The 19,980-nt window shown below is 69.6% G+C and carries 29 protein-coding genes, 1 tRNA gene and 1 pseudogene; 25 read left to right on the top strand and 6 right to left on the bottom strand.

Annotated features, from left to right (window positions below; translation table 11 throughout):
- Positions 1 to 82 precede the first annotated feature (82 nt).
- The 4 genes from DY218_RS28565 to DY218_RS28550 all read right to left on the bottom strand — a co-directional run bounded on the left by DY218_RS28565 (position 83) and on the right by DY218_RS28550 (position 3,116).
- On the bottom strand, positions 83 to 934 hold the full coding sequence (locus DY218_RS28565) for an NAD(P)-dependent oxidoreductase (RefSeq protein ID WP_128559040.1): 852 nt from the start codon (positions 932 to 934) through the stop codon (positions 83 to 85).
- On the bottom strand, positions 931 to 1,518 hold the full coding sequence (locus DY218_RS28560) for a guanylate kinase (protein WP_128559039.1): 588 nt from the start codon (positions 1,516 to 1,518) through the stop codon (positions 931 to 933). Before DY218_RS28560 ends, DY218_RS28565 begins: the two co-directional genes overlap by 4 nt.
- A complete protein-coding gene (locus DY218_RS34645; RefSeq protein WP_199566882.1) occupies positions 1,515 to 2,531 on the bottom strand; it encodes an AAA family ATPase in 1,017 nt (338 codons plus the stop codon). Before DY218_RS34645 ends, DY218_RS28560 begins: the two co-directional genes overlap by 4 nt.
- A 234-nt stretch (positions 2,532 to 2,765) precedes the next feature.
- Positions 2,766 to 3,116, bottom strand: a complete 351-nt coding sequence (locus DY218_RS28550; RefSeq protein ID WP_158574152.1) for a GntR family transcriptional regulator — start codon at positions 3,114 to 3,116, stop codon at positions 2,766 to 2,768.
- Between the two features lie 601 nt (positions 3,117 to 3,717).
- Between DY218_RS28550 and DY218_RS28545 the strand changes: the two genes are divergently transcribed.
- The 25 genes and pseudogenes from DY218_RS28545 (at position 3,718) to DY218_RS28435 (ending at position 18,323) form a co-directional block, all read left to right on the top strand.
- Positions 3,718 to 3,999 carry a hypothetical protein gene (locus tag DY218_RS28545; protein ID WP_128559037.1) on the top strand — a complete coding sequence of 94 codons (282 nt, stop codon included), beginning with the start codon at positions 3,718 to 3,720 and terminating at the stop codon, positions 3,997 to 3,999.
- Positions 4,000 to 4,119: 120 nt separating this feature from the next.
- A complete protein-coding gene (locus DY218_RS35480) occupies positions 4,120 to 4,350 on the top strand; it encodes a hypothetical protein (RefSeq protein ID WP_233521947.1) in 231 nt (76 codons plus the stop codon).
- Between the two features lie 26 nt (positions 4,351 to 4,376).
- Positions 4,377 to 4,715: pseudogene (locus DY218_RS35475) on the top strand (DUF3307 domain-containing protein); the annotation flags it as partial.
- A 97-nt stretch (positions 4,716 to 4,812) separates the two neighbouring features.
- Positions 4,813 to 5,106 carry a hypothetical protein gene (locus tag DY218_RS28535; protein ID WP_128559035.1) on the top strand — a complete coding sequence of 98 codons (294 nt, stop codon included), beginning with the start codon at positions 4,813 to 4,815 and terminating at the stop codon, positions 5,104 to 5,106.
- Positions 5,103 to 5,699: a hypothetical protein gene (locus DY218_RS28530; protein WP_128559034.1), complete on the top strand. Its 597-nt coding sequence runs from the start codon at positions 5,103 to 5,105 to the stop codon at positions 5,697 to 5,699. Before DY218_RS28535 ends, DY218_RS28530 begins: the two co-directional genes overlap by 4 nt.
- Entirely contained in the window at positions 5,696 to 6,721 is a 1,026-nt protein-coding gene (locus tag DY218_RS28525; RefSeq protein ID WP_233521946.1) for a DUF2637 domain-containing protein, read from the top strand. The genes DY218_RS28530 and DY218_RS28525 overlap by 4 nt, the downstream gene beginning before the upstream one ends.
- Positions 6,721 to 7,089: an RRQRL motif-containing zinc-binding protein gene (locus tag DY218_RS28520; RefSeq protein WP_128559033.1), complete on the top strand. Its 369-nt coding sequence runs from the start codon at positions 6,721 to 6,723 to the stop codon at positions 7,087 to 7,089. The genes DY218_RS28525 and DY218_RS28520 overlap by 1 nt, the downstream gene beginning before the upstream one ends.
- A gap of 17 nt (positions 7,090 to 7,106) precedes the next feature.
- Positions 7,107 to 7,667: a hypothetical protein gene (locus tag DY218_RS28515; protein ID WP_128559032.1), complete on the top strand. Its 561-nt coding sequence runs from the start codon at positions 7,107 to 7,109 to the stop codon at positions 7,665 to 7,667.
- Positions 7,668 to 7,695: 28 nt separating this feature from the next.
- Positions 7,696 to 8,007 carry a hypothetical protein gene (locus DY218_RS28510; protein WP_128559031.1) on the top strand — a complete coding sequence of 104 codons (312 nt, stop codon included), beginning with the start codon at positions 7,696 to 7,698 and terminating at the stop codon, positions 8,005 to 8,007.
- A 16-nt stretch (positions 8,008 to 8,023) separates the two neighbouring features.
- Positions 8,024 to 8,188, top strand: coding sequence for a pRL2-8 (locus DY218_RS28505; RefSeq protein WP_128559030.1), 165 nt, complete (start codon positions 8,024 to 8,026; stop codon positions 8,186 to 8,188).
- A 176-nt stretch (positions 8,189 to 8,364) separates the two neighbouring features.
- The gene (locus DY218_RS28500) at positions 8,365 to 10,611 is read left to right on the top strand and encodes a cell division protein FtsK (protein WP_199566881.1); all 2,247 of its coding nucleotides are present in this window, start codon (positions 8,365 to 8,367) and stop codon (positions 10,609 to 10,611) included.
- A 198-nt stretch (positions 10,612 to 10,809) separates the two neighbouring features.
- Positions 10,810 to 11,004 (top strand): hypothetical protein, encoded by a 195-nt coding sequence (locus DY218_RS28495; protein WP_325052028.1) that lies wholly within the window; start codon positions 10,810 to 10,812, stop codon positions 11,002 to 11,004.
- A complete protein-coding gene (locus tag DY218_RS34380; RefSeq protein ID WP_158574150.1) occupies positions 11,004 to 11,180 on the top strand; it encodes a hypothetical protein in 177 nt (58 codons plus the stop codon). Before DY218_RS28495 ends, DY218_RS34380 begins: the two co-directional genes overlap by 1 nt.
- A complete protein-coding gene (locus tag DY218_RS28490; protein WP_128559028.1) occupies positions 11,171 to 11,353 on the top strand; it encodes a hypothetical protein in 183 nt (60 codons plus the stop codon). Before DY218_RS34380 ends, DY218_RS28490 begins: the two co-directional genes overlap by 10 nt.
- Positions 11,354 to 11,400: 47 nt before the next feature.
- On the top strand, positions 11,401 to 11,595 hold the full coding sequence (locus DY218_RS28485; RefSeq protein ID WP_128559027.1) for a hypothetical protein: 195 nt from the start codon (positions 11,401 to 11,403) through the stop codon (positions 11,593 to 11,595).
- Between the two features lie 17 nt (positions 11,596 to 11,612).
- A complete protein-coding gene (locus DY218_RS28480) occupies positions 11,613 to 12,233 on the top strand; it encodes a hypothetical protein (protein WP_128559026.1) in 621 nt (206 codons plus the stop codon).
- Positions 12,234 to 12,235: 2 nt separating this feature from the next.
- The gene (locus tag DY218_RS28475) at positions 12,236 to 12,709 is read left to right on the top strand and encodes a hypothetical protein (protein ID WP_128559025.1); all 474 of its coding nucleotides are present in this window, start codon (positions 12,236 to 12,238) and stop codon (positions 12,707 to 12,709) included.
- A gap of 23 nt (positions 12,710 to 12,732) precedes the next feature.
- Positions 12,733 to 13,017: a hypothetical protein gene (locus DY218_RS28470; protein WP_128559024.1), complete on the top strand. Its 285-nt coding sequence runs from the start codon at positions 12,733 to 12,735 to the stop codon at positions 13,015 to 13,017.
- Positions 13,018 to 13,028: 11 nt separating this feature from the next.
- A complete protein-coding gene (locus tag DY218_RS28465; protein WP_128559023.1) occupies positions 13,029 to 13,370 on the top strand; it encodes a hypothetical protein in 342 nt (113 codons plus the stop codon).
- A gap of 20 nt (positions 13,371 to 13,390) precedes the next feature.
- Positions 13,391 to 13,846: a single-stranded DNA-binding protein gene (gene ssb, locus DY218_RS28460; protein WP_128559022.1), complete on the top strand. Its 456-nt coding sequence runs from the start codon at positions 13,391 to 13,393 to the stop codon at positions 13,844 to 13,846.
- Positions 13,847 to 13,933: 87 nt separating this feature from the next.
- Complete coding sequence (locus DY218_RS28455; protein ID WP_128559021.1) at positions 13,934 to 14,827, top strand: bifunctional DNA primase/polymerase; 894 nt, start codon at positions 13,934 to 13,936, stop codon at positions 14,825 to 14,827.
- Entirely contained in the window at positions 14,824 to 15,138 is a 315-nt protein-coding gene (locus DY218_RS28450; protein WP_128559020.1) for a hypothetical protein, read from the top strand. Before DY218_RS28455 ends, DY218_RS28450 begins: the two co-directional genes overlap by 4 nt.
- Positions 15,135 to 16,544, top strand: coding sequence for a DNA primase family protein (locus DY218_RS28445; RefSeq protein ID WP_233521945.1), 1,410 nt, complete (start codon positions 15,135 to 15,137; stop codon positions 16,542 to 16,544). Before DY218_RS28450 ends, DY218_RS28445 begins: the two co-directional genes overlap by 4 nt.
- A gap of 114 nt (positions 16,545 to 16,658) precedes the next feature.
- Positions 16,659 to 16,850, top strand: coding sequence for a helix-turn-helix transcriptional regulator (locus DY218_RS28440; RefSeq protein WP_128559019.1), 192 nt, complete (start codon positions 16,659 to 16,661; stop codon positions 16,848 to 16,850).
- A 66-nt stretch (positions 16,851 to 16,916) separates the two neighbouring features.
- Positions 16,917 to 18,323, top strand: a complete 1,407-nt coding sequence (locus tag DY218_RS28435) for a tyrosine-type recombinase/integrase (RefSeq protein WP_128559018.1) — start codon at positions 16,917 to 16,919, stop codon at positions 18,321 to 18,323.
- A gap of 136 nt (positions 18,324 to 18,459) precedes the next feature.
- Here DY218_RS28435 and DY218_RS28430 read toward each other — a convergent pair.
- Positions 18,460 to 18,544 (bottom strand) — tRNA-Ser (locus DY218_RS28430).
- A gap of 96 nt (positions 18,545 to 18,640) precedes the next feature.
- Positions 18,641 to 19,980, bottom strand: a 1,340-nt coding sequence (locus DY218_RS28425) for a S1C family serine protease (RefSeq protein WP_407703697.1), incomplete at its 5' end; no start/stop codon positions are given.

Here is a 19,980-nt window from a genome sequence, read left to right as displayed (position 1 = left end):
CAAGCCGGAACACTTCCTCGCCTTCACCGCCATCGCCGCAACCCTCATATGTCACCGCCGCCTGGCCAAGTGAAATGGCGTCTTAGTCCGCCGTGCCGGCGGACTTGTCGTGTAGCTGCTCGAGTACCTCGGGGACGCCCAGGGACGAATCCCTGAGGGCATCCCACCGGTTCATTACCGCGGCGGAGGCCTCTGCCAGTTCAGCTGGAAGTCCGGCCTCCCGCAGGGTCTCGGCGGCCTCCGCCATCTCTGGTCCCCACCGCCACGCCCGCGCGGCCACCTTCGGGATGTAATCCGTCTCCGCGAGGTAGCTGGCAGTACGTCCGCTCGCGATGTCGAGTAGCTCCGCCTCGACCCCGTGGTCACGAGCAAGGGCGTACGACACGGCAGCGAGTACGCGGGACGTCTTCTGATAGCTGCTGTACGCCAGCTTGAGCGCGGAGGCGCGACCGACACCCCCGACGAGCGCGTGCGTACGGACCGCTGACCCGTCGAAGAGCCCTGCCACAGCTGCCACCGGTACCTCGGGGCCTGACAGGTAGAGGCGCGTGGACTTCGAATCGGACGGTGGTGAGCCGACGATCGAGCCGTCCACGACGGTCGCTCCGCCCCGTTCAGCGATCGCGGCAACCCGCGCCATCGTCGCTGGTGAAATGGCGTTGGCGTCTACGTAGGTCCCGGAGAAGGAATGGGCTGCAGTCTCCGCAACCACGTCCTCTGCGTGAGCGGGAGGGCAGATGCTGAGGATGACGTCCGCCTGGTCGACCACCTCTCGCAGATCGCGCACGGCGGTCAGACCGTGCCGAGCGGCCCGCTGCTGCGTGGCCGAGCTGCGTTCGGCAGTGCACCACAGCACCCCGGGGCCGTCGCTACGGACCTGGGCCGCCACCGCAGCCCCCATGCTGCCTGGATGCAGAACTCCGACGATGGTCATCCGACCAGCGCCCGGATGTCGCGTACCTCGGCGGGAGCGCCGGCAGCCCGCCCGTTGTCGATGGCCAGTGCCGCCCGTTCCGCGCAGACTTGGTCGGTCCGGATGACGAGCGACCAGGGTTCGTCCGCGTGGTCCAAGAGATCCTGCCGCGTCTCGTGCCAGACCTTGAGCCGGGCGTCCAAGTCCTTGTCCCCGCGCCCCTGGCAGCGTTGCCGCGTCACGTCTTCGGGGCACCACAAGAGCACTCGTACCCAGTCGATGGGATGTGCCGCGACAGCGCGAGCGCCGGCGACCTGGCCCATGTGGAGCACTGGAATGCGCCCAGAGTCGACGAGTGCCGCCACCTCGCCGCGGTCGATGGCGTACTGCGCGTCGTACCGGCTGTTCCGGTACAGCAGGTCACCGGTCCGCGCCAGTTCCTCGATGTGCTCAGGTGTCGTGAGGCGGTAGCCCGTGGTCCGGCCGGGACCGGCTTTGAGCCGCTGGAAGAGGGCGAACTCTGGCCGCAGTGCGCTCAGTTCGGCCGTGATCGTGTCCTTGCCGGACCCTGGGGGCCCGTAGAGGATGACGCCGGAAGGGGTCACAGTCCGCCTCCGCTCAGTACGTCGCGTGCTTCGTCGACCAGGGCCACGGCTGCGCCCAGCCGGTTGTCCACAACGAAGTGCGGGCCTTGCGGACGCAGCTTCAGGTCGAGCCCTGACAAGTACTCATCCCAGGATTCCATCTTCCACATGTCGCGTGCAGCCCCACGGAATTCGATGTACTCCCGCATGGATTCCGGGTCGCACTCGACCCATATAGTCGCGACAGACACCCTCTTTGAACGGCAACGATTCTGGAATCGCTGCATCCATTCAGCTTGTGAGAACTCGGAGATAAACGGCGCATCCAGGATCGTCGAGATTCCGCAGTCGACATTGTCCCACGCCGCTTCCATCAGGCACTTATATTCGAGCGGCCGGACCTTTTCTCGGTAAAGCGCTGAACTCCGGTCGTGAGCCTCGCCTCCAAGTGCGATCAGGAGCTGATCGACCAGGGGGCGCGTCAGGGAGTCCTTGTCCAAGATGGGCCATCCGGTCAGCCCTCCGAGGAACTTCGCGAACTCCGACTTTCCCGACCCCGCATAGCCTCCGACCAGGATGACGGTCGGGCCGTCGACACTCCCTCCCGCGGTGTGGCGACGCCATGCGTCGACCACGCGGCCGCGAAGGGCGTCGCTGTCCACATCGTCAGTTCCCTCGCGAATACTGCTCAGCGCTTGGCGCACGACGTCAGGCTGATCGGGGAGCTTTCGCTCAATGGAAGCGGACACCGGTACGGATTCCACAGGGGCATCCTCTCCGGGCAGTGCTTTACGGAAGCCAAGCTGAGCTTCATTGCGACGATAGAGGCGGGAGTACGCCCGACGATAATGCGGGCCGGGATACACCGATCCTTTCTCGTGGCCCCAGATCGTCTGAAAGTTCGCAGCGATGTTGAAGCCGTGTCGCTCCGCGATTTCACGAAGTTTCTCGCCCGTCTCTTCCAGGGTGAGCCCTATTTCTTCGCGATGCATCCGTAGCAGGTCAGGCTTCCAATCTGGACGCTTCCGAGCCATCTGCCCCTCCTAGATAGCTGGTCGAAGCCGCGAGTGTAGCGACTCGACTAGGCCTATGGAAAACAGTGATAGAGCATGTGTAAGCGGATGTATAAAACCGCTTGGAATTTCTCAACTAGCGGGACGTGATACACGTTTTCGCGGCGCGGGTGTGAAGTGGTGCACACATCGAACGAGGAGGTTCGGATGCACCGCAGAGCGACCACTCAGGCCGCACCCCGGCCCGCCGGAAGGTCAGCTTCCTTCCAAGGTCTCGACGCGGTGGCGCAACTCCCCCACTTCGGTCCGAAGTTGCGCAACCTCTTCCCGCAGCTCGACCACGGTCCCGACCGGATCGACGGACAGAGCAGCGCGACCGGCGTCGGGCGTCAGAAAGGCGCCTTTGCCCTGGTGACTCACGGCCAGACCGTCCGTCGTGAGCTGTCGAATTGCCTGACGGGCAACGGTCACAGTCACGTCATACGTCTTCTGGAGCTGCGCAAGAGACGGCAGCTGCCCGGTGTCGGCGAATTCTTCATCAGCGATACGTCGTCGCAGGTCGTCGGCCACCTGCTGGTAGGCGAACTTGCCGGTCCACTCGACCATTTGCACCCCAAGTCTCATCAGATCCCTGCCTCATAGTGCCTGAGTCGCAGAGGTAGAACCAGCGCCCCACGCCACTTGTTCCACCAGGGGACTTGACGCACTCTGCCTCACAGTGCACTCTGAGACAGAGTTAACCGCTGCTGAGACAGGGCGGAGCGCTCGTACCACCCGTTTGACCTGCATGAACAGCGCCCGGAAGCACGGCCCGGAACAAGCGCTGCGAGAACTGAACAGAGTGCCGACCCAGCCGCATGAACAGGTGCGGTCGATGGGTGCGGGGCACCATCCCGACCGCCCATGTCGGGCCGGGTGTCCCGCCCGGATCCGCCCTTTTGGGGCGGTGACTGGCAATCGATCGATACGCGTTCCGTAGAACCTCCGCGGCATCTGCCGCGCACAGCCCAACGTGCCGCCGCGCTCACCGCGTCGGCCGGCCGCCTCTCCCGCCCGACGCCCTGCGCTCTGCGTAAGGCTTCGGGCGGGGAGCGGGGGAGCCGATGAGCTCCGAACCAGGCGCAGTCCCCCGGTACTCCGGAGGAACCGTCGGCCTGGCTCACGGTCGCCGGATGGCCCGGTCGCCGTCGTCGAAGGGGGAACGTCCATGCCGCTCGCTCTCGCCGCCTCCGGCCGCTTCGTCAAGGCAGGCCTGCTCCTGGCCGCTGCCGGCGTCGCTGCCCTCGTCTTGATCTCCTGCGGATTCGAGCAGGGCCCGGCCGGTCGCGTCGTCGACAAGGACCGCAATTACTACCCGTCCACCAAGACCTGGACGTACAAGCTCACGGTCCGCACGAAGGACGGCGGCGAGCACAGGTTCCGCGTCGGGCAGGGCGACTACAACGACTGCTACCGCGGATCCAAGTACCCCACCTGCACCAACCGCTAGCCCGACGGCCGTCTCGGCCGCGGACTGCTTCCTGTCCCTCCCTCGGGGCGGGTGTCGTCTCGCCAACTGCCTGCACCCTGCCCCGCCCCCGTTGTCTGTCTCTCCTGACCTGGAGTTGTCATGAATCAGCACGACCTTGACCACATCGCTTCCCGCATCGGTGAGGCCGCCCGGCAGTACGCGCCGGCCTACCGGCCGACCCCGCGGCAGAGCGCAGATGCGTGCGCCCTCCTGCGCGACATGCTTGCCGCCGTCGCGATCCACGGCGTGACCTTCGCCGACTTCGACGCCGTCGCCGACTTCCCCCGCATGGCCATCCAGTTGGTGCAGCACCGCGACACCTCCGCGTAGCGCCTCGCTGTCCGTCCGACTACCCGCTACAGACCGACCACCAGGCCAAACACAAGGCCGGGCCCGGCGCCTGTGGTTGGAAGGCCAACGCGGCACATGCCGCAACCCACGTCACCGTGACTGCGCTCGTGCTCGCCGCCGGCATCGCGGTGCTCGGCATGGACGTGGACCTTGCCACCGTGGTCGGCGCGCTGCTGTGGATCGGCGCCACCCATGCGGTCATTGACCGGCGTTGGCCGGTGGCCCGCTGGATGTCCTTCGCCCGGCAGCCCAAGTTCGCGGAGCACGGCGGGGCGGCTCACGTCGACCAGACCGCGCACGTGACCGCCCTCGCCGTCGCCGCCCTCGCACTCGCCGCCATCTGACCCCCTCGCCACCCCGTACCGCGGGGTGGGTGTCGTCTCGCCAACAGCCTGCACCCGCCCCGCCCTCTTCCCTGTCCCTCCTGACCTGGAGAACCCCATGCGTGCGTACATCAACGGCCACCAGGCCGTGACCCCGTTCGACTTCCTTGAACTGGCCCTGGGTACCCCGCTCGAGCTGTGGCTCGGGGTGGACGGCGAAAGCCCCGAGGAGCGGGCCGCGCGGCTCGATGCCGCCCGCGACATCCTCACCGACCACCCGGGCCTGCCCGACGACGCCGTACGCGTCGCTGCACAGGCCCTCGAAGACCACGCACCCGACCTGTTCAACGTCATCCCCCTCGCACGCCCGGCCGGCCGCCGGCCGCGCGTCGGTAAGGAGGTGGCGGCATGAGGACGACACCGCCCGCTGAGTTGCTGACCGACCACACCGGCGCGCCCAAGCCGCTCCTGCCGATGCCGCTGGACTACGAACAGGCCCGGCTCGGCATCGCCTTCCATGAGGCGGGGCACGCCGTGCTGTCCATGGCCTACGGCATGCACGTCATCACCAGCGAAGTCATCGCCTGGGAACCGACCCCCGGCGACTGGAACATCACCGGCAACACCGCCTTCCACGCCGAAAGCGTCCACGCCTGGCGGTTCGCCGCACAGGCCGCCGCCGGTGAAATCGCCAACATCCAATACCTGCTGGCCTACGGCCTGTGGACCCCCGAACGCGCCGTGGCGTGCGCGGCGGACCACGACCGTGAACAGGTCATCGACACCCTCTCCTCGTACGGCTACTCCATCGGCCGGGGCCACGTGCCGACGGGCGGGAAGTCGTGGGGTCAGATCCGCGGCATGGCCCGCCGCAAGGTCTCCCACCTGTGGCGGGAGATCCGCACCACCGCCCACGCCATCAACGACGCCACCGTGCTGACCGGCGACGAGATCGCCGCCATCACCAAACTCACCAACCCGCCGTGGGACGGAGGTGCGTCGTGAGCGCGAACGAACAGACCGAGCGTCCGGCTATTCCGCCGCTGACGCGCCCGGAGTTGGGCCTGGCCGGCCTCGGGGCGCTGCTGGCGGCCGGGGTCGGCGGGTTGGGGTTGGTGTCCTCGCTCGACGCCGTCTCGGACGCGGCCGCGCGGTGGGGGTTCGGGCAGCCGTGGATGCTGCCCGTCGGCATCGACGTCGCCATCCCCGTCTTCACGCTGGCGAACCTGCTGCTGATCCGGATGGACATGGCGCTGAGCTGGGTGCGGTTCGTGCCCTGGGTGCTGACCCTGGTCACGTGCTGGCTCAACATCGACGCCGGACGCACCCTGTCGGCGAAGCTGGCGCACGGCACGATGCCGCTGTTGTGGGTGGTGTTCTCCGAGATCGCCGCGCACATCTACGCCGTGCGGATCGGGGCCGCGACCGGCCGCCGCATGGACAAGATCCGCGCCGGACGGTGGCTCCTCGCCCCGTTCTCCACCTTCGGACTGTGGCGCCGGATGACCCTGTGGGAACTCACCTCCTACACCGACGCCCTGGCCCGCGAACGAGCACGGCAGCTGGCCCGCGCCGACCTGCGCGAACAGCACGGCCGCGGCTGGCGCTGGAAGACCCCGCGCCGTCACCGTGTCCTGCTCAAGCTCGGAGACCTCGACCCCATCCCGACACCCGCCCCTGCAGTGGGCGATGCCGCGTCGTCAGATGCCCCGCCCACGGCCGAGCAGGAGGCGAAGAGGCCACCGCGCCGTGCGGCCAAGCCGCGGGGCAAGGCGAAGAACGCGACCAAGGCCCCGGCGCGTACGGCGGCGCAGCTGCTCGAGGAAGCCCGTACCGCCACCGAGGGGTGGGCCGACTCCGACATCAATGCCGAGACCCTGCGCACCGCGCTGCACTGCTCAGCGAAGAACTCCCGCACCCTGCGCGACGCCCTGCTTGCCGAACGGGCCGGGGCCCGGCTGCACGCCGTCGACCCCCCGGACAACCCCGACAGCGCTGATGACAGCGGGAAGGGGGTGGCTGCCTGATGACCGCCTACGCGGACTGCTACGACCCGACCGGCGCCCGCCACGGGATACCCACCTTCCCCTGGCGCCTGGCACCCGACGGCTACGCCACCCGCCGCCAACTGCGCGAACAAGGCCTCCGGCCCGGCGGACAGCCCGTCGCCGCCCAACTGATGCGCCGCACCCGCCGCCGCAAGACGGGGGTGGCGGTCGCCTACCTCTACCGCATCGACCGCGCCCTGCCGGTACGGCCGATGACATCACGCAAGTGGGGCGCCCTCGCGCTCGCGATGCTCGCCCGCCGCACCTGCCCCTCCTGCCACGGGATCTACAGCTACTGCATCCCGGCCTCCCTCGGCACATGCCTGAACTGCGCCGACATCCCCTGACTGCACTGGAGTTCACCGTGTCCATCAAGGTCACCACGCACCGACTCTTCGGGCACCGCAGCGTCCTGCGCGCCATCCAGGACGCTGCCCCGCTCGCCGCCGACCTGGTCCGCACCAGCGTCCCCGGACGGCTGCCGCACACCGAGATCATCCTCACCACCCCGTCCGGCGTCACCGACCTGACCATCCGGGCGGCCGAACAGGCCCTCGGCCGCCGCATCACACCACAGGCACGTGCAGAAGCCGAACGGGAAATGCGCCGGAACGATCGCCGTAACTACGGCTCGACCGTCCTCGCCCGACGCGGCACGGTCGTGATCCTGCTCAACGCGCGCAAGCTCACCGACCCCCAGCACCTCGGCGCCACCCTCGTCCATGAACTGGTGCACGCCATGCAGTTCACCCGCCCCGGCATCCACGACCTGCTCGTCAAAGGCCTGCGGAACAACTACGGCATCGAGCCACTGTCCCGCCGCGACGTACGCGCCTACGAACGGCAACTCGACGCCCACGAGGAAGAGGCCTACCGCATGGAAGCCGCCCTTGCGCCGCGACTGGCCCACCGGCTCGCCGCCTGAACCACCTACCCCAAACTCGGAGTTCACCGTGCGACCAGCCACCCGGCGGCGGGTCCTGCCGCATCTCATCCGCACCCTCAGCCTCGCCCTGGCCATCGGCACCGGGATGCGCCTGCGCTCCTACGGCGTCCCGCCCCTGCAGGCCGCATCGTCCGTACTCGGGATCTGGTGGGCGGGCCTGTGGCTCGCCCTGCGCCTCGAAGACGCCCTGTCGGTCGTCACGCACCGCTGCACCGCCCCCGGCTGCCACTACGTCGCCCGCGTCCACAGCCCTGACCCCGGCACCAACCGCCGCTGGCAGGAGATCGCCGCCGCCCACCCCACCCACTCCACCATCTGACCGAAGGAGACCAGCCGTGCCCGACCCCCACAGCACGCCGCCCGGCGAGTGCCCGCAGTGCTGGCACCACGCCCACGACCGCACCGTCCACAAGGGCATGCGCGGCGACTGCCCGCAGTGCGTCGACCACATGCTCAACGGCTGTCCGAACCGGGTGCCGAAGCGCTCGCGCTGGTGGTGACCCTCGCCCACCAGCACGTGCTGTCAAGCGAAACGACCTAACTGCCTGTGGACAGACTGTCCCCTCAGCGGGCGCCTCCAACCGGCATCGTTTCACCTCGCCACAGGGCCCGGCCGCTACGCCTCCTACAGCCCGCGGCCGGGCCCCTTGGTCCCTCCCGAGAGAAGGAAGCACCAGTGAAGCACCCCGACGACGACCGTGAACTCTTCGACCGCCTCGAAGCCGAAATGACCGCCCCCGTGGCCGACTCGGGGGGTGAGGTGGTCGACCTCGACAAGGCCCGCACGGCCCGCAGCGAGTCGGCCGACTCGAAGTCCGACCCGACCCCCGACCGGTCGCCCGACTCCCGTCCCGACCCGTCGGCCGACTCCCGAGACAACGAGTCGGACGACCCGACCAAGGCCGTCCACGTCGACCAGCCGACTCCGACCGCGACCGGTCCGGGGTATCTGGGGCGGCTGATGGGCGCCCAGCGCCGGGACGTGATCCCGGTGTGGCTGCGCTCCACGTCCGAACTGAAGACGGCCACCACCTGGGTCACCCGGCACTACGCCCACGCGGCCGGCTACCACGCCCTGCGCTCCCCGATCTACACCGCCCGGCTCACCTTGCAGGCCCCTCTCGGGGCGGCGAAGTTCGTCGGGTCGACCCTGCGGTGGGTCGCCGACCGCGAGGGTGACCCGGTGCGCGCCGCCGCGGTCCGTCGGGAGGACGCCTCCGAGTACCTGACCCTGTCGCGGCAGCGCGACGGCCGGGTCCGCCTGCGCACCCTGGTCGCGGTGCTCGCCCTGTTCGTCGGCGTCGGCACCGCGCTGGCCATCTACGTCCTCGCCCCGGCCTGGTTGCAGGCCGTCTCCGCGGCGTCGGTGATAGCCGCGCTCGGGGCGAACGGCCGGCGCGCGGACGACCCGGTCATCCACCGGGCGGTCGAGATGCCCAAGGCCACCAAGCTCACCAGCGACATCGTCCTGCGGGCGCTGGGTGCGCTCGGCATCCCGGCGATCAGCCAGGCACAGTCCAAGGGCCGCGACGGGTTCGAGTTCACCGCCCCCATCACCCGCGACGGCCCCGGCTGGCGTGCCGAGGGCAACCTGCCCTTCGGCGTGACCGTCACGGACGTCATCGAGCGCCGCGAGCGCCTCGCCTCGGGTCTGCGCCGCCCGCTGGGCTGCGTCTGGCCCGAGGCGGTCGCCGACGAGCACACCGGGCGTCTGGTGCTGTGGGTCGGCGATCAGGACATGGCGACCGCGAAGAAGCCCGCCTGGCCGCTGCTCAAGTCCGGTGCGGTCGACCTGTTCAAGCCGGTCGCCTACGGCACCGACCAGCGCGGACGCTGGGTCGCCGTCACCCTGATGTACATCGCGGGGATCATCGGCGCCATCCCGCGGATGGGTAAGACGTTCCTGCTCAGGCTGCTTCTGCTGATCGCCGCGCTCGATCCGCGGGCAGAGCTGCACACCTACGACATGAAGGGCACCGGCGACCTCGACCCGGTCGGCAACGCCGTCTCCCACCGGCACGCCGCCGGCGACGACGACGAAGCCATCCAGTACCTCCTGCACGATGCCCGTTGGCTGCGCGAGGAGCTGCGCCGCCGGACCAAGGTGATCCGGTCCCTGCCGCGGGACATCTGCCCCGAGTCGAAGGTCACCTCGGCTCTGGCAGACAAGCGGTCGCTGGGCCTGCACCCGATCGTCGTGGGCATGGACGAATGCCAGGTCGCCTTCGAGCACCCCGAACACGGCAAGGAGTTCGAGGAAATCTTCACCGACCTGGTCAAACGCGGTCCGGCGACCGGGATCGTGGTGCTCCTGGCCACGCAGCGGCCGGACGCGAAGGCCCTGCCGACGGGGATCAGCGCGAACGCGTCGGCCCGGTGGTGCCTGAAGGTCATGGGCCAGCTGGAGAACGACATGGTGCTCGGCACGTCCGCGTACAAGCGCGGGGTGCGGGCCACCATGTTCGCCTGGGGCGACAAGGGCATCCACTACTTCGTCGGCGAAGGCTCGGACGCCCGCATCGTCGGCTCGGTGTACGTGGACGGACCGGGCGCCGAATCCATCGCCGCCCGCGCCCGCAAGGCCCGCGAACGCGCCGGCCTGCTGTCCGGTCACGCCCTCGGGGAAGAGCCCGAACCGGCCGCGCCGGCCTACGACCTGCTCGCCGACATCCTCGCCGTGGTCCCCGCCAAGGAGACCAAGGTCTGGTCCGAGACCGTCGTGGCCCGGCTCGCGGAACTGCGCCCCGAGGTCTACGACGGGTGGGAGCCGGAAACCCTGTCGTCCGCACTCAAGCCGCGCGGCCTGACCACGATCCAGGTGGGCCGCCGGATGGACGGCAAGGTCGTCAACCGGCGCGGGATCGCCCGTGCCGACATCACCTCTGCAATTGCGGAGCGTGACGGAAAGCAGGCTGCGGGCTGACGCCCCGGGGCCGCTAGCGCTAGCACCGCACCCCGCTAGCGTTAGCGGTCCCCTTAGCGACCTATACCGCCTGTGATCAGGCCGCTAGTGGATAGCGGCCCACCTGCGAAAACCCCTGAAACCCGCCTGGGAGGGCCCTTCATGACCCCCACGCTCCTTACTATCGCCTGCCCACTCATCATTACACTCAGTTACATCATGGTGTGTGCGGTCAGCCCGTTCGGGAACTGCCGCAAGTGCCACGGCCTCGGCCACAAGGCCCGCGTGAATCGCCGCGGCCGTATCAAGGTCGGCAAGGTCTGCCGTCGCTGCCGCGGCGAGGGGCGCCGCATACGCATCGGCTGGTGGCTCGTGAACCGGGCCCGCCGCATCCACCAGGACGGCACCCGCTGATGATCCCGCGCCTACGCCCCCTTCTGGTCCTGATCGCCCTCGGTGTCGCCATCGGCTCATGCCACGGCACCGACGACAACGACCAGCGCCCCGCGCCGCCCGGCGCCTGCACCACCGCGTTCTGCACCACCCCGAGCCCCGCCAACTCTCCTGCGGAGGAACCGACATGGCCCTGACGAACAAGGACCCGCACAACGCCCGCGAAATCGCCCGCGTCATCTACCTCTCCGGCAAGGCGATGCGCCGCCAGTCCCGCGGCAAGTCCACCAAGGCGATCGACAGCCGGATCGACGCGATACGCGAGAAGGCACAGGCCCGCGAGAACGCCCGAAGCCTCCACCGCCGCTGACCCGCCCCCAGCCCGTCCGGGCCCAACTCCGAAGGGAGGCCCTGCCCATGGCCATCACCCTGTCCGTCGTGTTCGTCCTCGGCATCGCCGCGTTCGTCCTGCTCCGGTTCAAGGCCGTCGGCCTGGTCGCCGCGGTGATCCTCGTGCTCTTCGGCTTCTACCTCGCCGACACCGACGCGAGCAGCACCATCCGCCAGATCACCAACTCCGTCATCGACACCATCCGCGACATCGACACCTGACAGAAGGGGCCCCTGCCGTGGCCACCACCCACGAACCGATCGTCGCCCGTCACTGGCTCGCCCTCGCCGCCCCCAAGGCCGCCCCCGCCCTGGCCACCTCCACCGTGCTCATCCTCGGCCGGATCTGGAACGCCAACGGCGCCGAACACTCCGTCGGAGGCGCCGTACTGATGACCGCGCTCGCCGCCGGATGCGCCGCGGCCGGCGCGGTCGGTGCCGGACGGCTCGGGGACACCACCCTCACCGTCACCGCCTTCAGCGGATCCGCCGCCCTCGCCCTCGCCGGAGTAGCCGGATACACCGACGGCCTGTCCCTGCCCCTGCTCCTGTGGGCGATCGCGACCGTCATCGTCTACGGCCTCGCCGCCCGCCTCTGGCGTCACGAACGCCGCGACGACCTGGCCCACGACCGGCAGCAGGCCGCCCGCCGCGAGGACCACGCACACGTCGAACGCGTCGCCGCCATCGAAGCCGGCGCCCGCATCGAGGTGGCCCGCGCAGGCGCCGAATACGCCGAACAGCTCGCCACCGCCCTCATCACCCGCGCCACCCTGCCCGGCTACAACCCGACCGCCCTCGCGGACGCCGGGCTGCCCCAACTCCCCTATACGTCAGCCGAGATCACCAAGGAGTCCTGACCATGACCCGCAGGAACCCGGAGAGGTACCCGGCCGCTGCTGCCGAGGAGATCCGCAAGTTCAACCACGCCACCCTGCGTCCCGAGCTCGGTGCGGGGCTCGCCTACCCCGGCCAGGCGTACCAGGCGGTTGCGTCGCTGAAGATGCTCGTACGCGGTCTGCCGCAGACCTTCGAGCAGATCGGCCACGCGCTCACCGCCCTGGAGAAGAGCGGCCACCTGACCGCCGACGTCGGCCAGGTCGACGAGCACGCCGGTGAGACCCGCGCCGCCCTCGCGTCCGCGGCCATCGTCGCGACCACCCTCGCCGACTTCCTCGACCACGCGCATACCGCTCTGAGCCCGCTCGGCTACAACACCGCCAAGGCCGACGCGAACGACCGCGAGCGCCGCGCCGCCCTGGTCGCCGCCGGCCGCTGCCCCAACTGCCAGTGGCCTGAGAACGATTGCTCGTGCGCTCTCCACCCTGACGCCTGATCGACTCGAAGGAGACACCACTCATGGCACGCACCGTCACTCCCCGCCGCGCCTCCCACTACCCGATCGTCGATGACCGGCGCGCCGCCCCGTGTCGGCTGACCGTCCACCAGGCCACGGCCGCGATCCGCAGCGCCCGCAGGGTGGGCGCCAAGACCGTGGACGCGGTCCACGTCTACGCCTGCACCGCTCGCAACGGCGAGGCGCTGCACATCGCCTACGTCCACTACACGCCCGGGCTCTGGACCGGCGTCACCGACGTCGCCGACATCTACGAGATCCCCACCGCCGCGCTCACCGACCTGTGACAGGAGCCGTCATGGCCATCACCGAGCCCCCGGCGCCCACCGCCCTCACGGCGGCCGTGGCGTACGCGCGGGCCCCGAGCATCATCAGCGAGATCGGCTGGACCGCCGACCAGGCCGCCACCCGCCCCTTCGGCACACAGCTGCCGCGGGAGTTCTGGCTCCGCAAGGCCGCCGTCCTCGACCGCATCGCCCTCGACGACGAGAACGCCCACATCCTCACCGACGCCCCCGCCGTCGCCGACGCCGCGGCCCGCCGCCTCATGGAGTGCGACGGCGCGACCGGCACCGACCCGCGCGGCTACGTCCGCGCCCAGTACGCCGCCTGGACACGGCAGCACACCACCCACCCCTGAACCGAAAGCGAGACACGCTCATGTCCGGAGAGACTCCCATCACCGTGATCGGGAACCTGACCGCCGACCCCGAGCTGAAGTTCACCGACAACGGCGCCGCACTGGCGAAGTTCACCATCGCCTCGACCCCGCGCGTCTTCGACCGCGAGACCAACCAGTGGAAGGACGGCACCGCCTCCTTCTTCCGCTGCGCCGCCTGGCGTCAGGTCGCCGAACACGTCGCCGAATCGCTGACCAAGGGCTCGCGCGTCGTCGCGTTCGGCCGGATCCGCCAGCACAACTGGGAGACCCCCGAGGGCGAGAAGCGCAGCATGCTCGCCCTCGACATCGACGAAATCGGCGCCTCCCTGCGCTTCACCAACGTCACCATCGACGCCAAGCGCCCCCCGGCCGCCGCGAGCGGTGACAACCCGTGGGACACCGGCACCGCACCGGCTCCGGCCGCCGCGGGATCGGGGGAGGCCCCGCCGTTCTAGATACGCCCGGGGCGGGTGCCGTCTCGCCAAAGCCCGCACCCGCCCCGGTCCTCCCTGTCCCTCCAAGAGACCAGGAGAACAACCAGCATGACCCAACACCCCACCCCACCGCGAGACCCCCTGACCACCGCCTTGAACCTCGCCCGCTCCGGGGTCCCGGTGCTGCCGCTGCGCGCGGGCAAGGCCCCCTTCGGGAACTGCCCCGCCTGCACGAAGAACGCGTGCGGCGGCCGACCGAACATGAAGCAGACCGGACCGTGCACCTGCCCCAAGCCCTGCCACGCCTGGGCCGCCGCCACCACCGACCCCACCGTCATCAACTCCCGTGAGTGGGCCGGTGCGTGGCGCGAGGCGGCCGCTGTCGCGTACCACCCCGCAGGGGCCCGCCTGACCGTCGTCGACCTCGACAACACCGACGCCGTCGCGTGGGCGCAGGCCCACCTGCCGCCCACCCGGACCGTGACCACCACTCGCGGTCAGCACTGGATCTACCGCGGGACGATGCGCTCCACCCACGACGTGCGGCCCGGCGTCGACATCAAGTCCCTCATGCAGTACGCCCGTTGGCTCGGACCCGGCACCGGCCGCATGATCCTCCTGCCGGACGCCGTCCGCACCCTGATCGCACGGGAAGAGGCCACCGCCCGGCCGACGCCCGGGGTGGCCTCTTCCACCCCTGCACGGGAGGCGTGGCACCGGACCGTGGCCACCGGATGCCGCCACACCGCCTCGTACGTCCACACCGGCCTCGACCGCGGGGTGGCCATGGTGCTCGCCCGCACCGAATCCGGCGCCGGCACACAGGCCTACAGCGTCGCGGCGTTCCTCGCCCGGCAGCACGCCGCCTGCCCCGGCCCGTGCGGGCTCGACACCCTCACCGAGCCCATCGTGGCCGCCGCCGTCTCCGTCGGCGTCCCCGAGCCCTACGCCCGCCGCGCCGTCACCAACGGACTGGCCCACACCACCGGGGAGGCAGCATGACCACCACCCGGCGTACGGACGCCACCGGCGGCCGGGGCACGGCGGGCGCAGGCGCCCCGAAGGGCGACGCCGAAGGCGTCCTTCCTGCCCCTCGCCCCACCCCGCCGCTCCCTGACGGGCGGCACCCGGTCGCCTGGCTCCACATCACCGCCCCGCGGGGCAGGACTCCCACCGCCACGTCGCGGTGCGCGTGCGGCCGCGACCGGATGGCCGTCGGCCACGCACACGTCCTCGACCTCATCGACGACCACACCACCCACCGAGCCGACTGCCCGTACACCGCGCCGCCGGAAGGGAGGACGGTCTCATGACCGCGTGCGAAGAACTGCCCGCACCGACCAACCCGATGGCCGTCGCCCGCCGCCTCATCCCCGACTGGCAGAACGACGACGGCTATCTGGTCTGCCGCCGCTGGCGCGGTTCGTGGATGCGCTGGAACGGCACCAGCTGGCGCGAGTTCGACGAAAACCAGATGCGCGCCAGCATGTACACCCGTCTCGAGCACGCCCTCTACCAGGGCGGCACCGACCGCGACGGCAACCCCGAAATCCGGGACTGGGCCCCCACCAAACAGAAAATCGGCAACCTGCTCGATGCCCTCGCGGCCATCACCCTGTTGCCCACCGACACCGACGCCCCGGCATGGATCGACGACCAGCGCGACCGTGACGACGACGGGCCGATCGTGGCATGCGCGAACGGTCTCCTGCGCATCCGAGACCGTGAACTCCTGCCGCACGGACCGCAGTTCTTCAACCTCGTGTCGGTCCCCTTCGCCTACGACGAAGAGGCCACCGCCCCCGCCTGGGAACAGTTCCTGAACCAGATCTGGCCCCACGACCCCGAGGCAATCTCGGCCTTGCAGGAATGGTTCGGCTACGTCCTGTCCGGCCGCACCGACCAGCAAAAGATCCTGCTCATCAAAGGGCCATCCCGCTCCGGTAAAGGCACGATCGCCCGGGTGTTGAAGGAACTGGTCGGCAAGGAGAACCTGGCCGGCCCCACCCTCGCCGGGCTCGGCTCGAACTTCGGTCTGGCCACCCTGGTCGGCAAGCCCCTCGCGGTCATCTCCGACGCACGCCTGGCGGGCGACGGGGGCGGGCCCGTCGTCGAGCGGCTCCTCACCATCTCCGGTGAGGACACCATCGACATCGACCGCAAGTTCCGCGAGGCATGGACCGGACGTCTGCCCACCCGGCTGATGATCCTGACCAACGAACTGCCGCACTTCGGCGACTCCTCAGGCGTCATCGCCCGCCGGTTCATCGTCCTGAACATGACCGTGTCCTGGCTCGGCAAGGAAGACACCCACCTCACCGACCGCCTCGCCGCCGAAATGCCCGGCATCCTCAACTGGGCACTCGACGGCCTCGCCCGCCTCGAACGCACGGGCCGCATCACCGACCCGCCGTCCAGCCGCGAGGCCGTCACCACCATGCAGGACACCGCCTCACCCACATCCGCGTTCGTCCGCGAACGCTGCACCACCGGGCCCACCTGCAGCGTCCCCGTGGACACCCTGTGGGCAATCTGGCGCGAATGGGCCGAAGACAACGGCGTCCGCAGCATCGGCACGAAGCAGGTCTTCGGCCGCAACCTGCTCTCCGTGGTCCCCCAGCTCCACCGGACCAGGCCCCGAGACGAGCACGGCCGGCAGATCGCCGTCTACAACGGCATCGCGCTGAACCACATCGCGCCGCAATCGTCTGAGTCGTGACTCATCGCGACTCAGACCCGCTCCAACCCCCGCTGAGTCGCGATGAGTCGCGACTCAGCGCACTGTGACGCCAACCACACCGCCACTCCCGACGCTTCCCCGAGGAGCCACGGAATGTCTCGCCGAACCATGCTCAAACTCCCCGAAGTCCTCGACGAACTCGGCATGAGCCGCGCCGCCTTCTACCGCATGCGCGCCCGCGGCCAAGCCCCCCGCCTCCGCAAACTCCCCAACGGCCAACTCCGCGTCAGCCGCGCTGACTTGGACAAGTGGTGGGAAACCTGCGGAGAACGCGCCGCCGCCTGACCCTCTGACCGACTCAGCCCGCCCCGAGACTTTCTCGGGGCGGGCCTTCTTCTGCTGTGGAGAAACATGCTCACGTACGACGTTGTGTTCTGGTCCATTCGCCGCCGCTCCGGTCGCCCGAAACCCTGGGAGGTTCGATGGCGCGTAGGGACGGAGGGGCATTCGAAGAGCTTTCATCTCAAGCCGCAGGCAGAAGGTCGCCGTTCACAACTCATGGAAGCCCTCCGTCAAGGCCAACGGTTCGATGAGGAAACCGGCCTTCCTGAAAAGGAGTTGGCCGCCCTCTCCATGCCGACGTGGTACGAACACGCGAAGGCGTACGCCCTGATGAAATGGCCCGGTGCGGCAGGAAAGCACCGGGCGAGTATCGCGGAGTCGCTGGCCGTGGTGACGCCCGTACTCGTACGCACCACTGCGGGACGGCCGGATGCCCGGACCCTCCGCACCGCGCTCTATCAGTGGGCGTTCAGGGCCACAAGGCCCGAGGGCGGAGATTGGATGCTTCGCTGCGACACCGAAGACCTCCCTGAAGAAATGGGGAAGGCTCTTGCCTGGATCGCGGCGAATTCCTTGAAGGTGAACGATGCGGCGAAACCGGAGCACATCCGTGCTGCGTTCGTCGCGCTGTCCAAGAAACTCGACGGCAACCCCGCGGCCGAGAACACGGCGAACCGAAAGCGCATGGTCCTGAGCAACGCTTTCCGGTACGCGGTTGAGGAGCGCGCGCTCCTCAACCGCCACCCGTTCCTCTCCGTCGATTGGACAGCACCATCCACATCAGACGAAGTCGACTTCCGGTATGTGCCGGATCCGCGGCTTGCCAGGCGGCTCCTCACGGCGGTGACCGAACAGGGCTCCCGCGGTGAGCACTTGGAAACCTTTTTCGGCGCGATCTACTACGTGGCCACCCGTCCCGGGGAAGCGGTCTCCCTGCGTGCGGAGGACTTCACGCTCCCGCCGGAGAGCGAACCCGACGCCTGGGGTGAAGTGCTGGTCTCCGAGAGCCACCCGGAGGTCGGCGCAGGGTGGACGGACGGTGGCAAGTCCCACGATGAGCGAGGGCTCAAGCACCGGGCCCGAAACGCCGTTCGCGCCGTGCCGGTCCCGCCGGCGTACGTGCGGATGGTCCGCGCTCACATCGCCCGCGGCACTGCCCCGGACGGTCGGCTCTTCTGGGCTGCTCGAGGTGGACGCCTCACGTCCAACGAGTACTGCTCGGTGTGGGACTCGGCCCGCGAAGCCGTCCTGACCCCTGCTGAGGTGAAGTCGGAGATGGCTGACGTGCCGTACTGCCTGCGCCATGCCGCCGTGTCCCTGTGGATCAAACAGGGCGTGGACCCGGTGGAGGTCGCGTACCGTGCCGGCCACAGCGTCGCGGTGCTCTACCGCTTCTACGCCAAGCTACTCAAGGGCAGTTCGGCCCACGCCAACAGCCTGATCCAGAAGGGGTTGGAGGAGGCGGAGGGGTCCTGATCCTGGCCCGCGCATGGCCCACACGCACTGGTCAGAGGCGATACATACCCGATTCAGGGTGAGACAGGGCAAGAGCAGAGGGCGTGTCCCCGGACCGGGGTCACGCCCTCTGACCTGCATTTACGCTGACCTGCTGCGGTGGGTGTGGGATTTGAACCCACGGTGACTTGCGCCACGACGGTTTTCAAGACCGTTCCCTTAGGCCGCTCGGGCAACCCACCTCGGCTCCGCGGCTGGTGCGGAGCGGGCTACAGCCTACCGGGCCCGGGGGCGCGGGGAGGACGCTCGTGGCCGTCGTCGGGCGTCGAACGGGACGGTCAGTCCTCGCCCTTGCTGCCGAGGGTCACGTCGACCGTGTGCTCCTTGCCGTCGCGCTCGTAGGTGAGCTTGACCTTCTCGCCGGGCTTGTGGGTCCAGATCTCGCTGATGAGGGTCGGGCCGCTGTCGATGATGCGGTCGTTGAGCTTGGTGATGACGTCGCCGGGCTCGATGCCCGCCTTGTCGGCCGGGCCGCCCGGGGTGACCGGCTCGCCGGCACCGCCCGCACCCTGGTCGGAGACCTGGGCGCCGCCGTCGGAGCGCTCCTCCACCGAGACCGAGGCGCCGATCATCGGGTAGACCGCCTTGCCCGACTTGATGAGCTGGTCCGCGACGTTCTTCGCCTGGTTGATCGGGATGGCGAAGCCGAGGCCGATGGAACCGCCCTGGCCGCCGCCGAGACCCGAACCGCTCTCCGCGGGCTTGATCGCGGAGTTGATGCCGATGACGGCGCCGCGGGCGTCGAGCAGCGGGCCGCCGGAGTTGCCCGGGTTGATCGAGGCGTCGGTCTGCAGGGCGCTCATGTACGAGTTCTTGTTGCTCGAGCCGTCGCTCGAGGTGACCGGGCGGTTCTTGGCGCTGATGATGCCGGTCGTGACCGTGTTGGACAGCCCGAAGGGGGCGCCGATCGCGATGGTCGAGTCGCCGACGGCGACCTTCTCCGAGTCGCCGAGCGACAGGGATTTGAGGCCCTCGGCCTTCTTGAGCTTGAGGACGGCGACGTCGTATCCCTGGGCACGGCCGAGGACTTCGGCGTCGTACTTCTTGCCGTTCGAGAACGTCGCCGAGACCTGGCCGCCCTCGGCCGCGGAGGCGACCACGTGGTTGTTGGTCAGGATGTGGCCCTCGCGGTCGTACACGAAGCCGGTGCCCGTGCCGCCCTCGCCGCCGCCACTCTGGGCGTCGATGGTGACGACGCTCGGCAGGGCCTTCTGGGCGATGGAGGCGACCGTGCCGGGCTCGCGCTTCAGGTCGGCGGGGGTGTCGGAGGCCGAGACGGTGGTGGAGTCGACCGAGTTGTCATTGCGCTCGGCCGCCCAGTAGCCGATTCCCCCGCCGAGGCCACCCGCCACCAGGGCGGCGACGAGGACGCCCGCGACCAGACCGCCCTTGCCGCGGCCCGAGGATCCGGCGGGCGGCTGGTATGCGGCGCCCCATTCGTGGCCGCCGCCGGCGCCCGCATAGGCGGGCACGGCGGGTGGTGCGGTGGGCCAGCCCTGCGGGGCCGAGCCCGGTGCCGGGTGGCCGTGCGCGGCGTGGCCCTCGGGGGCCGGGGCCGCGGGGCCCGGCGGTACGGGTGGCAGTTGTGTGGTGGCGCCCTCGCCGGGCGGCGGGGGCG

The sequence above is a fragment of the Streptomyces triticagri genome, from assembly GCF_003429565.1.
In the GTDB taxonomy this organism is placed as follows: Bacteria; Actinomycetota; Actinomycetes; order Streptomycetales; family Streptomycetaceae; genus Streptomyces; species Streptomyces triticagri.
The sequence above is the reverse complement of the archived record's forward strand: the minus strand, read 5'-3'. Positions and strand labels throughout refer to the sequence as shown.